We start from the raw sequence: 13,445 nt of genomic DNA on the forward strand, positions 1-13,445 counted from the left end.
TGAGTATGCAAAAAAGATATTTAAAAAACTTGAGTGCCTTGACAGAAGAAGGGCAAAGAAAACTTCTTTCAACAACAGTTGCAGTTGTTGGAGTGGGTGGAATAGGTGGTTTTTTGATTGAAGGACTTGCGCGGCTTGGTGTGAAAAAGATTATTGCTGTTGATATGGACTCTTTTGATGAGACTAACCTCAATAGGCAGATAATTTCTAACGTAAACAACCTTGGAAAATTCAAAGTGTTTGAGGCTGAAAAAAGAGTAAAAGAGATAAACCCTGCCGTTTCTTTTGAACCTATAAAGGAAAAGGCTTATTTAGAAAATCTTGATATATTTTTGATGGAAGCAAGTTATATATTTGATGCAACTGACAATATAGAAATAAGAAAGAGCCTTTCAAAGTTTGCACAAAAGATGGGGAAAATATTAATTCACGGCGGGTGTGCTGGCTGGTATGCTCAGATTGCCGTCATAACAAAAGACACACCAGGGATTGAAAAACTTTTGGGAGAGACAAATGTTGAAGGTGCTGAAAAAGACATGGGCAACCCTATTTTTGCACCAATGCTGACAGCAGCTTTGGAACTTTCTGAATTTTGTAAGCTGATATCAGCTCAAGGTGAGAACTTAATCGGAAAGTGTATGGTTGTAAATCTTCTGACAAATGAATACAGAGTTTTTGAGTTTTAGAATCTTTCCGAGCCGCAGAAGCCTAAAAAGAGGGTGTATCCTCTTCATGGAGCTGTGGCCGATAGGGTGCAGATTTGGGAAACCTCTGCGCCTCCCGCTTTGGAAAGGAAAGATTCTTCTAAAATTTAGCTTTAGAAGGATACTCTTTCCTATTTCAAGTTTCAAAGCGGGGGAGTATCCTTTTTCGTTTTTATAACATAAAAATTTTATGGAAAGGGAGGAAAAGCGCATGAAAACGCAAAGATATTTAAAAAATGTCGTTGTATTTTTTGTTTTGATTTGTGTGTTTGGAGTTAGTATTTTCTCTGGGACTGCTTCTGTTAAAACTTACAAGATAGCTACAACTACAAGTATATATGACAGTGGTTTTTTGGACTTTGTTACACCTGCATTTGAAAAGAAAAATAATGTGAAGTTCAATTTTATTTCAGTGGGAAGCGGTCAGGCGGTGAAGATTTTTAAAAATGGTGACGCTGATGGGATAATAATACATGAAAAGTCGTTTTTGGATGAGCTTAAAAAAGAGAAGCTTATAAATGGTTATACTGCGTTTGTTTCGAACTATTTTATACTTGTTGGGCCAAAAGATAAAAAAGATTTATTTAAAAAGGTAAAAAGTGTCCATGAAGCTTTTGCACTGATAAGAAAAAATAATTTTAAATTTGTCTCGCGTGCAGACAACTCGGCAACTTATATAAGAGAGCTTGAGATATGGAAGTTAGCAAAGGTTCAGCCAGATTTTGGAGGCTATATAAAGTCAGGGCAGGGTATGGGAATGAGTCTAAATCTTGCAAATGAAAAGAAAGCTTTTATTCTCACAGATGAGGCCACATATTATAAGATGAAAGATAAATTAGAGAGCTTGGATGTAATTTATCAAAATCCGAAGGAGCAGGTGCTTACAAATATTTATTACTTTGCTTACTCACCTAAAAAAGCGGAGCTTTCTAAATTTGCTTCTTACTTAAAAAGCAAGGAATTCAAAAATCTTGTAAGTTCTTTTAACCAAAAATTCTTCAAAAAAGAAATCTACAGAGCGGTAAAATAAGCAGTCAAGAGGTATAAAGATGCTGGCAAATGTAGTTCTTTCAACCCTAGTTGTATGTATTCCTTCGACATTATTGGCAGTTTTGATAGGTGTTTTTGCAGGGTATTTTATCAAAGTCAAAAGGTTTAAATACAGGAAAGTACTAATTAGAATAGTTTATACTCTATCTGGGCTACCGCCTGTGCTTGCAGGGCTGCTTATATACATACTTCTTTCCAGAAAAGGTCCTCTTGGTTTTTTGGACATGCTTTTTACCAAATGGGCTATGATAATTACCCAGGTAATATTAATTGTTCCTATAGTGATGCTTTATACCCTGTCTGGACTTAAAAACATAGATAGGGTTCTTGAAAACTTAGATTATTTGAACATAAAAGGACGCAAAAGGTATACAGCCATTATGAAGGAATATTCAAAAGAAATAATGTATGCTATTGTTTTGGGACTATCAAGGTCAATTTCTGAGGTTGGTGGAGTTTTGATTGTTGGAGGTAACATAGAAGGAAGCACACGAATTTTGACAACAGCCATAATTTTTGAAATTACTAAAGGTGAGTTTTCAAACGCTCTTATGCTCGGGCTAGTGCTGCTTGCCATCTCATTTACTTTTAATACAATTTTGCAAATATTGCAGGGTGATGTCTTTGATTGAAGTGGTAAATGTAAAAAAGAGTTTTGAAAACAGAGAATTGTTTGAGTGCAAAAATCTCACATTCGAAAAGAGGGGGCTTTATATTGTAAAAGGACCAAATGGTTGCGGGAAGACCACATTTTTGAAAATGCTGTTTGGAAAAGACAAAGAATATTCAGGGCGGATACACAATCTGTTTAAGAAAAACATTATGCTTCCGCAGCAGCCATATTTTTTTAAAGGGTCGGTTGAATATAATCTTGCACTTGCCCTTTCGCATGAGAGGCTAAAGTCTGCTCAAGAGGTTTTAAAGATGTTTGGTGTTCCTATTAAAGCCAACATAAATCAGCTCTCAGCTGGGCAAAGACAGCTGGTAAGTTTCTTAAGAGCGTTTTGTATACCTTCTGATGTACTTTTTTTGGATGAGCCTGATTCTTTTCTTGACAAAGATGTAAAAGAGTTTGTGTACAAACTTATAGAAGATGAAGCACAAAAAAGATGTATAATAGTTGTAACACATCATCAAGGTGCAGCTTTGAAGGGCAATGTGATACGTTTTGAAAATGGTCAGATTATTAAAGAAGGGGAGCTCTACAAATGAAGGTATTAAAAACGTATTTTGAGGTTTTTGAGATACTCAAAAATGAGTTTTGTGATTTTAATCTTGAGTCAGAAAAGGTTTCTATCCAAGAAGCAGTTTTTAGAATTGTAGCTCAAAACATTGTATCAGGAATAGATGTTCCTCACTTTGATAAGTCCACAGTTGATGGCTATGCCTTGAGGTGTGAAGAGACATTTGAAGCAAATGATGAAAACCCGGCAGTGTTTGAAATAGTGGGCGAGGTGAAAACGGGTGAGGTACCAGACCTTCAAATACAAAAAGGACAGGCTGCAAGGATATTCACAGGAGGGTATGTACCGCAAAATGCCAATGCCGTTGTGATGTTTGAAAATACCATTGAAGAGGATGGAAAACTCTATGTTTTCAAGCCAGCAAAGCCTGGCGAGAATATACTTAGAAAAGGTGAGGATATAAAAAAAGATAGCATTGTCATCAAGAAATATCAAAAACTTGAGCCTGCTCAAATTGGTGTGCTGGCTGCAATAGGGAAAAAGGATGTGGAGGTTTTTAAAAAAATAAGAGTGGGTATCATCTCAACCGGAGATGAGATAATATCGCAGGATGAAAAACTCGATAGTGCAAAGATTTATGATGTGAACTCATTTACATTGTACACATCATGCTACAAGGAATATGCTCTTCCAAAAATGTACGGGATTGTAAAAGATGATTTTGAAGCTTTAAAAGATGCCCTCTTTAAAGCTTTGCAGGAAAATGACATTGTTCTTATTTCAGGTGGAAGTTCTGTTGGCACATACGACAACACTTTAAAGGCTATTGAGAGCCTAAAAGATTCCAAGGTGCTTGTTGACGGTGTTTCAATAAAACCTGGCAAGCCAACAATAATAGCAAAGGTTGGAACAAGGGCGGTTTTTGGACTTCCTGGTCATCCTGTGTCTTGCCTTTTTATATTCAACTTTTTTGTTAAAAGGCTCATTGACATCATATTACATCAGCAGGACACTTCAAGAAAAATTCTTGCAAAGATGAAGACAAGCATTGCAACTTCATCCGGCAGAACAGAGTTTGTATTTGTAAAGCTTCATTTTGGTGATGAGATTTTAGCTGAGCCTCTTTATGGAAAATCAGGTTCGATAAATCTTTTGAATAATGCAAGTGGATATATAAGAGTTGATGCAACAAAGACCGGTATCAAGGCAGGAGATATTGTTGAGGTGATATTGATATGAAAGATTATCATTTTTATGCTGTGCTTCCCCAGCATGCAAGAGCTTGTATCCAGGAAATTCTAAAGAAATATCTGGTATTAGAAGAAGAAGAGATTTCATTGTATGATGCGAAAAATAGATTTGTTGCGGAGGATTACAAAGCTATTCACACATCTCCACCTGCAGATGTTGCTGCAATGGATGGATATGCTGTGATGGCTGAAGAGACATTTGACGCGTATGATACAAATCCAAAATATCTTGAAAATTTCAAAACTGTCCAAACAGGGGAAAGTGTTGAGAATTTCAATGCGGTTATTCCTTTTGAAGATGTCCAAGTTGAAGGCGGTAAAATAAAAATTTTTCAAAGCTACTATCCGCGTCAAAACGTGCGTTTACAGGGCGAGGATATAAAAGAAGGTGAGATGATAATCAAAAAAGGTGAGTTTTTGACATTTTTTGACAAGGTATATTTAAAAGCTGGTGGGTGGCTTGACGTCAGGGTTTACAAAATGCCAAAAGTTGCCTTTGTGCCAACTGGGGATGAGCTTGTTGATAGAATTGAAAAAGTTGGACAGCTTGTTGAGTTCAATTCGGTGATTTTTAGTGAACTTCTTTCACAGTATGGTTTTGAAATTACCATTTTTAGACCGATTGCCAACAATTTAAATGTTCTTAAAGAAACTTTGAAAAAACTTTTAGACGAGTTTGATATTGTGTTTATAAATGCTGGTTCATCTAAAGGTGACAAGGATTTGACACATGAGGCAATTCAAAGTCTTGGTAAAGTCACTGTCCATGGTATAGCTATAAAGCCTGGAAAGCCAACAGTCATAGGTGAGGTAAATGGAAAGCTTGTAATGGGACTTCCTGGTTTTCCTGTCTCCATGTTTTTTGTTCTCAAAGAGATTTTTTTAAAAGCTTTCTTTGAGGCATATTTGCTAAATCCAAAAGAAAAAAGCTACTTTGCTGTACTGGAAAGAAGGATTGGGTCGGACGTTGGAGCTGAGGAGTATATAAGAGTACAGGTTGAAAACAAGGATGGCAAAAACCATGCAAGAGTTTTAAAAAGAGGAGCAAGCGTGATTTCAAGTTTGATACGGGCAGATGGATATATAATTGTTCCAGTAAATGTGGATGTTGTGGAAGAGGGAAGTTTGGTTGAGGTAAAGATGATTTGAAAAAGGTGATGAAAATGTTTGATGGTTTTTCAAGGAAAATAAACTATTTAAGACTTTCGGTGACTGATAGATGCAACTTTTTTTGCATGTATTGCCGAACAAAGGATTTATGCTCTGAAAGCTCAAGTCAGCTATCAGAAGAAGAGATATTTAGAATAATCTCTGCATTTAAAAAGCTTGGGATACAAAAGCTTCGTATCACTGGCGGTGAACCTTTTTTGCGAGATGACATCTTTGGGATAATTGAGTTTGCAAACAAGATTGGTATAGAAAATATAAATATAACAACAAATGGTTGGTTAGATACCGAAAAGATTAAAAAGATTATTAAAAGTCCGCTCAAATCAATAAATATTTCTCTTGATACATTAGATAGAGAAAAATACAAGTTTGTAACGGGAATTGACGGCTTGGATAAGGTTTTAGAGACTATAGAAGAGCTCAAAGAACACAAAAAAGTGAAGATAAACACTGTGCTCATTCGCTCTGTGAACCTTGATGAGATAAAAGATTTGATTTCCTTTGCAAAAAAGAATAATATTATTATTCGCTTTATTGAACTTATGCCAATTGGCGTTGCCAACCAAATCTTTAAAGACGAATTTGTGAGCAAAGATGATGTTATTAAAAGGTTTAAAAGGATAAAAGAAATAGGGACAGTGGAAGTTTCGGCTGCTAAATATTACTATATTGAAGATTTCGACTACACGGTAGGTTTTATAAGTTCTGTGTCAGACCATTTTTGCAAAACGTGTAATAAAGTCAGAGTCTCATCAACTGGCATGCTTTACAACTGCCTGTTTGATAAAACTGGCTTGCGTTTAAGAGATTTTCTGAATGATGAAGCTCTCCTGCTCAGAAAGATAGAGGATTTTGTAAAAAAGAAAAAGTTGATAAGAAGCTTAGAATCAGATATGCCGATGTTCAGAATAGGAGGGTAGATTGAAGATGGAATTTACGCATATTGACAAAGATGGTCTTCCTAAGATGGTAGATGTTACGTCAAAAGAGCCAAGTTTTAGGGTTGCGAGGGCAATTGGGAAAATCTTTGTAGGAAAGGATGTTATTGAAGCAATTGAAAATAGGCTTTTACCAAAAGGGGATGTGTTTGCAACTGCTAAAATTGCAGCTATAAATGCTGCTAAAAAGACGTTTGAACTCATACCTCTTTGTCACAACATATTTTTGTCTTTTGTTGATGTTTCGTATAAAATAGAGAGGGAAGAAGGGTACATTGAAGCGGTATCAGAAGTAAAAACTGAGGCAAAAACAGGTGCTGAGATGGAAGCAATCACAGCCGTTGTCATTTTTTTAGAGACAGTGTATGACATGTGCAAAGCGGTAAAAAAAGATATGGTAATTACTGATGTCAGGCTTATAGAAAAATCTGGGGGAAAATCTGGACATTACATTTTTGAGAGTGAAAATAAAACTGCAAAGGTTGTGTCAATCAACATCAGCAGACAAAAAGGGACTCCAAAAGAACCAGTAAGTGAAGCCATTTTGATTGAAGACTATGGGATTGAAGGAGATGCCCATGCAGGGTCTTCTCATCGTCAGGTAAGTCTTCTTGATATCTCAAGCATAAAGAAGATGCAGCAGTACGGTCTTAAAGGCCTTTGTTTTGGAAAGTTTGCAGAGAACATTACAACAGAAAATTTGGATTTTCAAAAAATTTCACTTGGGACAAAACTTAAAATAGGAGATAATGTGTTACTTGAAATAAGCCAAATAGGGAAAAAGTGTCACGGCAGTGGCTGCGAAATTGCAAAGTCTGTTGGGGTTTGCATAATGCCAAAAGAGGGTCTTTTTGCAAAAGTATTAAAAGGTGGCAAGATCAAAGCAGGAGATATTATTGAGATTATAAATGGATAAAAAAATTAGTTCTAATTAGCTTTCGCTTCCGCATTCTTTTTCATTTTCTAAAAGAATATTTAGGCCATGTTCTAAAATTGGCAAAACTGCTTCAAGGCACTCTTTTACTGCTTTTGGCGAACCTGGAAGATTTATTATCAAACTGTTTTTATATATTCCTGACACTGCACGGGAAAGGTAGCTTCTCTTGTTTATCTTTCCCGTTTCATATCTTATAAGCTCTGAAATGCCTGGTGTTTGTTTTTCAACAATTTCAAGTGTTGCCTCGGGTGTCACATCTCTTTTATAAAATCCTGTTCCACCAGTTGTCAGTATCAGGTTTGCTCCGCTTTTTTGTGCCTGAACTATAGCTTCTTTTATCATTTCTTTTTCATCTGGTACAATCTTATAAAATACATTTATAAAACCTTGGGATGATAATATATCAATTAATACTTTTGCGCTCAAATCCTCTCTTTCTCCTTTTGAAGCTTTGTCCGAGCATGTGATTACTGCAAATGTAAAATTCATTCTTTCATCTCCTTCCTGCAATGCTTCTGCTACAATATTTTTTAATTGGCATTTCAAAGTCAACATAAATTTGTTATAATTATATAAGATATTTTCTTGTATTGAAAGAGGGAAAATTTGATGATAGAGATCAAAGAAGTACCACTGGAAAACCGAGAGAAAATCAAAAATTTTTGTAGTGTCAACAATGTACCTTTTAATGCAGACGCAATTTCACATGTTGTGTTGGATAGCAGCAATATATTAGGAGTTGCTCAGATCAAGATTGAAAATGGTATAGCTGAGATCTTGTCCATTTTTGTAAAGGAAGAATATAGAAACATGGGATTGGGAGATGGGCTTTTAAAAATGCAGATTAATTACTGTTATAGAAATTCAATAAGTTTTGTTAAAGTAAAAAAGGGGCTCAATGACAATTTTTTCAAAAGAGTTGGGTTTGTAGAAGAGGGAGTATATCTTGTTTTAGATGTTCAGGCATTTTATGCGAATCTAAAATGTCAGCAATAAAATTTTGTAGAAAGAGGGTAAGAGATGCAACTTGATTATGAGTGGTTCAAGAAAAAGGTCTTGGAATATGTAGGAATAAATCTTTCGTATTATAAAGAAAAACAAATGAAAAGAAGAATTGAGTCTCTTATGAAAAAAAATGGATATGAAACTTTTGCAGATTATTATAATGCGTTAACAAAGGACCAGAAACTTTTCAACGAATTTATAAATTATTTAACTATCAATGTCTCAGAATTTTACAGAAACCCTCAACAGTGGGAGATACTTGAAAAAGAAATAATGCCGTATATACTAAAGAGGACAAAGAGACCCAAGATATGGTCTGCTGCCTGTTCCACAGGCGAAGAGCCATATTCAATTGTAATGCTTTTGACAAGATTTTTTCCTTTGAGTGAAATAAAGATTTTAGCAACCGATATTGATGATGATGCTATAAGAAAAGCCAAAGAGGGAGTATATATGAAAAAGAGCTTAGAAGGACTGCCTCAAGAATTTGTAAGAAGGTTTTTTAAAGAAAATGGAGAATTATATTACATAAGTGATGAAATAAAAAGATGTGTTGAATTCAAACACCATGACCTTTTGAAAGACCCTTATCCAAAGGATATTGACCTGATTGTATGTCGCAATGTTTTAATATACTTTACTGAAGAAGCGAAGGATATGGTCTACAGAAATTTTAACAAGTCGCTTGTCATGAATGGTATTTTGTTTGTAGGTTCAACCGAACAGATAATAATGCCTCAAAAATATGGGTTAAAACCCATAAAAACCTTCTTTTATGAAAAGGTGATGAATATTTGAACACAAGGAAAATAACATACGCAGGTATGATGGTGGCACTGATAATAATCTTTTTGATATTTGCTTCAATCTTGCCACGAGCAAATAGCATATTTTATATACTTTGCTCTGTAAGTATCATGATAATGGTTTGGCTCTTTGGAATTAAAGAGGGATTTTTAGTATATATTGCAAGTTCTTTGTCAGGGATATTTTTAATTCCTAACAAGCTTGTAGCAATGGTTTATATTTTAATTTTTGGTCTATATCCTATAATAAAGGCTTTATGTGAAAAAGGCTTTCCCATTTATGTAGAGTTTTTTTTAAAGCTTTTGTATTACAACTTTGCGTTAATTATTTTATATTTTATGTTCAAACTAATTATAAAAGAGATTCCGCATTTCAAATATGGAATACTTCTTACAGTTATTTCTTCAGAAGTTATTTTTATTCTGTATGATTATCTTCTTACGCTGATTTTACAAAAACTAAAGAGCTTCAAAATCTTTGGAGGGACTAACCATGGCTGAGCTTGTGATAAAAGACGCGCTTTCGTTTTTGGTAGCATTTGTCATTGTAACCATCATCACACCGTATGTGCAGAAAAAATCTATTGAGCTGGGGTTTGTAGACAGACCCAATCCCCGAAAAATTCATTCAACACCTATACCGGTGACAGGCGGTATAGCTCTCTTTTTGGCTTTTTTCATATCCCAGTTTTTGATAAGAGGTTTTAGCAAGGAATTTTTAGGATTTTTTATTGCTTCATGTTTGATTTTAGCAATAGGTCTTTTAGATGACTGGTATAAATCACAAGGGAAAGAACTGAGTGCCCTGCCAAAATTCATTGTTCAGATTTTAGCATGTTCAATAGTATTCTTTATGGGAATACAGATTGAAGGGATTACAAATCCTTTTACACATAAATTCATAAGCTTTCCTGTTTGGTTCCAGTATATAGCAACAGTTATTTGGCTTTTTGGAGTGACAACTGTTATAAACTTTATTGATGGTATAGACGGACTTGCAGCTGGTATTACCACAATTTCCGGAACAACCCTGTTTTTTGTTGCACTGATGAATCTGAGCATAATATCAACCGCAAAGGTTTCAACATATATGGCAGCAGCTTTAGTGGGTGTGTCTTCTGCGTTTTTGATATTCAATCGTCATCCGGCTAAAATCTTTATGGGCGACAGCGGTGCCACTTTTTTAGGGTTTGTGCTGGGAACAATTGCGGTAGAAGGGACTTTTAAGGTTGCAACGGTAGTATCACTGATAGTACCAATTTTGACACTTGGACTTCCCATTTTTGATAACCTTTTTGTCATATTCAAGAGAATCAAAGAAGGCAAGCCTATTTATCAGGCTGACAGAAGCCAGGTGCATTTTAGGCTTTTGGAGGCAGGTTTGAATCAGAAACAGACAGTCTTGTTTTTATACCTTGTTAGTATTTGTTTTTCTTTGACATCCCTGATTATCATGCTTCTTGCCAGAAGATAAGATATCAAAGTTTTTTAAGTTCTTTTTCTTGTTCTAAGCCGCCCATTGATTAAATATTTTTCTTAATATGAAAGATTAACATAACTTTTTGAAAGGGTGGTTTGGAATGAGAAAAAGAATTATTTTTTTTGTTGTGCTTTCTTTTTTAATCTTCTTGGCAGGTTGCAGCTGGGAAAGTCTATCTTCCACCTCACAGGAAAGTAATTACAATAACGACAGCAGTCAAACAGACGATAGCATCAAATTTGAGATTGTGGAAAGTGATGCTTATTTTTCTCAACAAACTGGACAAAGTGAGAATCTTGCAAGTATTAAAACTATTTTTTGTGATAAAAATCACAATTTGGTGTTGACAGAAGTTTTATCAACCAAGACACTTGATGTTGCAAAAAGAGGGCTTGAACTTTCCATTTTTTCTGCTTCTCGACAGCACACTCTCAGAAGTTTTGGGCTTTTTTGTATCTTTCCTGACAGTGTGAAGATAAACTTCTTGAAAATTGAAAATGGCACTGCAGCTGTTGACTTAAATAATGAGTTTTTCAAACAAAAATATTTGGATTTTTACATCAAAGCAATAACCTTTTACTTGACATCGTTTGAAAATATAGATAGAGTATACTTTTATAATGAAGGGAGAAGGTATATAAACAAAGCCTTTGAGCGAAAAAAAGCAGGACAGGTTATAATTTTTGTTCCTCAAAAGGTTTTGACAGAGATTTTTCTAATTCCTAAATGGATAGATATTCCAGAAAAGTTTAAAAATATTCCCATGACATTTGCACAAAAAAGTTTAATCAATAGTCTTAGCTGTAGATTTTCTAAGTTAAATGGGTTAAAATTGAATAATGTAAAGATAAAAGAAAATACTTTGTATATTGATCTGTCAAAAGAGCTATTAAACCTAAAAGGTAGTAGCCAAGTAGATATTATTCTTTCTTCAATATGTTTTACTGCAAGGGGAATAGACAAAACTCTTAAGTATTTAAAGATCTCAATAGATGGGAAAGAACCTTATCTTGACCAGTATGACTTGAAAGAAAATATAGATATAGGCCAGTTCAAGCTTAACAGTTTAAAAATAAGATTGTAAAAGGAAAGGAGCAAAAAGATAATGAGACAAGACCAGAGAGCTTACAATGAGATTCGACCAATAAAAATAACACGAAACTTTATCAAATATGCAGAAGGTTCATGCCTTATCGAAATGGGCAACACAAAAGTAATTGTCACAGCAACCATTGACGACAAGGTACCACCGTTTAAAAAGGGAAGTGGGGAAGGATGGATAACAGCTGAATACTCAATGCTACCCCGTGCAACCCAGCAGAGAAATGTAAGAGATATAAATAAACTGAGGCTCAGTGGAAGAAGTCACGAAATTCAAAGACTTATTGGAAGGGCACTCAGAGCAGGTATAAACTTTAAAGCGCTTGGAGAAAGAGTAATAATCATAGACTGCGATGTAATCCAGGCAGATGGAGGAACAAGAACAGCGTCTATCACTGGCGGGTTTATTGCCATGTTTGATGCGTGCAAAAAACTTTACGATGAAAAGATAATTGAAAACTTTCCTGTAACAGACTTTGTTGCGGCTGTATCTGTGGGAATTTGCGACGGCGTTGAAATGCTTGACCTTTGCTTTGAAGAGGATTCAAAAGCTGCAGTTGACATGAACCTTGTTATGAACGATAAAGGTGAGTTTATTGAGATACAGGGAACTGCTGAAGGAGCTCCTTTTTCATGGGAGCAATTCCAGAAACTCTTGGAGCTTGGCAAACAGGGTATACAAAAGATAATAGAAGTACAAAAAGAAGTTTTGGGACAAGATTGCGAGCTTGTTGGGAGTGTGCCAAAAGATGAGAAAACTTCTCGTTGCGACCAAGAATGAGGGAAAAGCAAAGGAAATAAAGCAGCTCATTGGAAGTTATTTTGACGACGTGGTTACACTAAACGATTTTGACAGCAGTGTAAACATCATAGAAGATGGCAGAACGTTTGAAGAGAATGCTTTGAAAAAGGCAAAGATGATATATACCCTTTACAGGCAGCCCACACTTGCTGATGATTCTGGGCTTGAGGTGGATGCTTTAGGTGGAAGGCCGGGTGTGATGTCTGCAAGGTATGCAGGAGAGAGAGCCACAGATGAGGATAGAATAAAAAAACTTTTGGATGAGCTAAAAAATGTGCCAGAAGACAAAAGAGGAGCGCAGTTTGTATGTGTTCTTGTTTTTATTGACCAGCAAGGTAGGATATATCAGACAAAAGGTATTTGCCGTGGCAGAATAGCCTTTGAACCAAGAGGCGAAAATGGTTTTGGTTATGACCCTGTGTTTGTACCTGATGGATTTGACAAGACATTTGCAGAGCTTGACAGCCATATAAAGAATCAAATATCTCACAGAGCAAAGGCTTTTGAAAACTTAAAAAAGATTCTGGGTGAGATTTACAATGAAGGTACTTGTAATTAGTGATACACACGGGATTGTATATGATGCAGAGAGGATTATTAAAAAATACGAGAAGAACATAGAAATGTGCATTCACCTTGGAGATTTGGTAAAAGATGCAATTTATCTACAAAGCAGGTTTCCCAATCTCAAGTTTGAGATTGTAAGAGGCAACAATGACTTTACAAAGGATTTTCCGTCTGAGAAGATAATTGAGTTTGGTGGCAAAAAGATCCTCATCACCCATGGTCATTTGTATTCTGTGAAGTCAACATATGACCTTATTGTAAATCATGCAAAGGCATTTAGAGTGGATGCCTGCTTTTTTGGTCATACTCATCAGCAGGAGGAGTTTTATTCAGATAGCATTCTCTTTTTAAATCCGGGAAGTTTAGCTTTTTCAAGGGATGGTTCAAGGTCGTTTGCAATAGCAGAAGTTACTCCTTACGGGGTTGTAGCATATTTGGAAAAGGTGTGAAA

Annotated in this window: 17 protein-coding genes and 1 riboswitch; of the genes, 16 read left to right on the forward strand and 1 reads right to left on the reverse strand. The window is 35.5% G+C overall.

Annotated elements, in window-relative coordinates:
• Positions 1–5 precede the first annotated feature (5 nt).
• The 8 genes from ATHE_RS04120 to ATHE_RS04155 all read left to right on the forward strand — a co-directional run bounded on the left by ATHE_RS04120 (position 6) and on the right by ATHE_RS04155 (position 7,212).
• Entirely contained in the window at positions 6–686 is a 681-nt protein-coding gene (locus tag ATHE_RS04120; protein ID WP_015907366.1) for a HesA/MoeB/ThiF family protein, read from the forward strand.
• Positions 680–812, forward strand: a riboswitch (molybdenum cofactor riboswitch). Its footprint overlaps the gene before it by 7 nt.
• Positions 813–915: 103 nt before the next feature.
• A complete protein-coding gene (locus ATHE_RS04125; protein ID WP_015907367.1) occupies positions 916–1,734 on the forward strand; it encodes an extracellular solute-binding protein in 819 nt (272 codons plus the stop codon).
• A gap of 19 nt (positions 1,735–1,753) precedes the next feature.
• Positions 1,754–2,386 carry an ABC transporter permease gene (locus ATHE_RS04130; protein ID WP_015907368.1) on the forward strand — a complete coding sequence of 211 codons (633 nt, stop codon included), beginning with the start codon at positions 1,754–1,756 and terminating at the stop codon, positions 2,384–2,386.
• Positions 2,379–2,966, forward strand: a complete 588-nt coding sequence (locus tag ATHE_RS04135) for an ATP-binding cassette domain-containing protein (protein ID WP_015907369.1) — start codon at positions 2,379–2,381, stop codon at positions 2,964–2,966. Before ATHE_RS04130 ends, ATHE_RS04135 begins: the two co-directional genes overlap by 8 nt.
• On the forward strand, positions 2,963–4,177 hold the full coding sequence (locus ATHE_RS04140) for a molybdopterin molybdotransferase MoeA (RefSeq protein WP_015907370.1): 1,215 nt from the start codon (positions 2,963–2,965) through the stop codon (positions 4,175–4,177). The genes ATHE_RS04135 and ATHE_RS04140 overlap by 4 nt, the downstream gene beginning before the upstream one ends.
• The gene (locus ATHE_RS04145; RefSeq protein ID WP_015907371.1) at positions 4,174–5,337 is read left to right on the forward strand and encodes a molybdopterin molybdotransferase MoeA; all 1,164 of its coding nucleotides are present in this window, start codon (positions 4,174–4,176) and stop codon (positions 5,335–5,337) included. The genes ATHE_RS04140 and ATHE_RS04145 overlap by 4 nt, the downstream gene beginning before the upstream one ends.
• 5 nt (positions 5,338–5,342) lie before the next feature.
• Positions 5,343–6,278: a GTP 3',8-cyclase MoaA gene (gene moaA, locus ATHE_RS04150; protein WP_231503411.1), complete on the forward strand. Its 936-nt coding sequence runs from the start codon at positions 5,343–5,345 to the stop codon at positions 6,276–6,278.
• A 7-nt stretch (positions 6,279–6,285) separates the two neighbouring features.
• Positions 6,286–7,212, forward strand: a complete 927-nt coding sequence (locus ATHE_RS04155) for a cyclic pyranopterin monophosphate synthase MoaC/MOSC-domain-containing protein (protein ID WP_015907373.1) — start codon at positions 6,286–6,288, stop codon at positions 7,210–7,212.
• 15 nt (positions 7,213–7,227) lie between these two features.
• Here ATHE_RS04155 and ATHE_RS04160 read toward each other — a convergent pair whose 3' ends face one another.
• The gene (locus ATHE_RS04160; RefSeq protein ID WP_015907374.1) at positions 7,228–7,722 is read right to left on the reverse strand and encodes a MogA/MoaB family molybdenum cofactor biosynthesis protein; all 495 of its coding nucleotides are present in this window, start codon (positions 7,720–7,722) and stop codon (positions 7,228–7,230) included.
• A 120-nt stretch (positions 7,723–7,842) separates the two neighbouring features.
• Here ATHE_RS04160 and ATHE_RS04165 point away from each other — a divergent pair, with 120 nt between their 5' ends.
• The 8 genes from ATHE_RS04165 (at position 7,843) to ATHE_RS04200 (ending at position 13,443) form a co-directional block, all read left to right on the forward strand.
• Positions 7,843–8,229: a GNAT family N-acetyltransferase gene (locus ATHE_RS04165; protein ID WP_015907375.1), complete on the forward strand. Its 387-nt coding sequence runs from the start codon at positions 7,843–7,845 to the stop codon at positions 8,227–8,229.
• A 24-nt stretch (positions 8,230–8,253) separates the two neighbouring features.
• The gene (locus tag ATHE_RS04170; RefSeq protein WP_015907376.1) at positions 8,254–9,036 is read left to right on the forward strand and encodes a CheR family methyltransferase; all 783 of its coding nucleotides are present in this window, start codon (positions 8,254–8,256) and stop codon (positions 9,034–9,036) included.
• Positions 9,033–9,545, forward strand: coding sequence for a hypothetical protein (locus ATHE_RS04175; RefSeq protein WP_015907377.1), 513 nt, complete (start codon positions 9,033–9,035; stop codon positions 9,543–9,545). Before ATHE_RS04170 ends, ATHE_RS04175 begins: the two co-directional genes overlap by 4 nt.
• Positions 9,538–10,518, forward strand: a complete 981-nt coding sequence (locus ATHE_RS04180; RefSeq protein ID WP_015907378.1) for an MraY family glycosyltransferase — start codon at positions 9,538–9,540, stop codon at positions 10,516–10,518. The genes ATHE_RS04175 and ATHE_RS04180 overlap by 8 nt, the downstream gene beginning before the upstream one ends.
• Before the next feature lie 106 nt (positions 10,519–10,624).
• On the forward strand, positions 10,625–11,608 hold the full coding sequence (locus tag ATHE_RS04185; protein WP_015907379.1) for a GerMN domain-containing protein: 984 nt from the start codon (positions 10,625–10,627) through the stop codon (positions 11,606–11,608).
• Positions 11,609–11,629: 21 nt separating this feature from the next.
• A complete protein-coding gene (rph, locus tag ATHE_RS04190) occupies positions 11,630–12,406 on the forward strand; it encodes a ribonuclease PH (RefSeq protein ID WP_015907380.1) in 777 nt (258 codons plus the stop codon).
• Positions 12,375–12,986, forward strand: a complete 612-nt coding sequence (locus tag ATHE_RS04195) for an XTP/dITP diphosphatase (RefSeq protein WP_015907381.1) — start codon at positions 12,375–12,377, stop codon at positions 12,984–12,986. Before rph ends, ATHE_RS04195 begins: the two co-directional genes overlap by 32 nt.
• Entirely contained in the window at positions 12,967–13,443 is a 477-nt protein-coding gene (locus ATHE_RS04200) for a metallophosphoesterase (protein ID WP_015907382.1), read from the forward strand. Before ATHE_RS04195 ends, ATHE_RS04200 begins: the two co-directional genes overlap by 20 nt.
• Positions 13,444–13,445: the final 2 nt, after the last annotated feature.

Origin of the sequence: Caldicellulosiruptor bescii DSM 6725, from assembly GCF_000022325.1 — a bacterium.
Taxonomy (GTDB): Bacteria; Bacillota; Thermoanaerobacteria; order Caldicellulosiruptorales; family Caldicellulosiruptoraceae; genus Caldicellulosiruptor; species Caldicellulosiruptor bescii.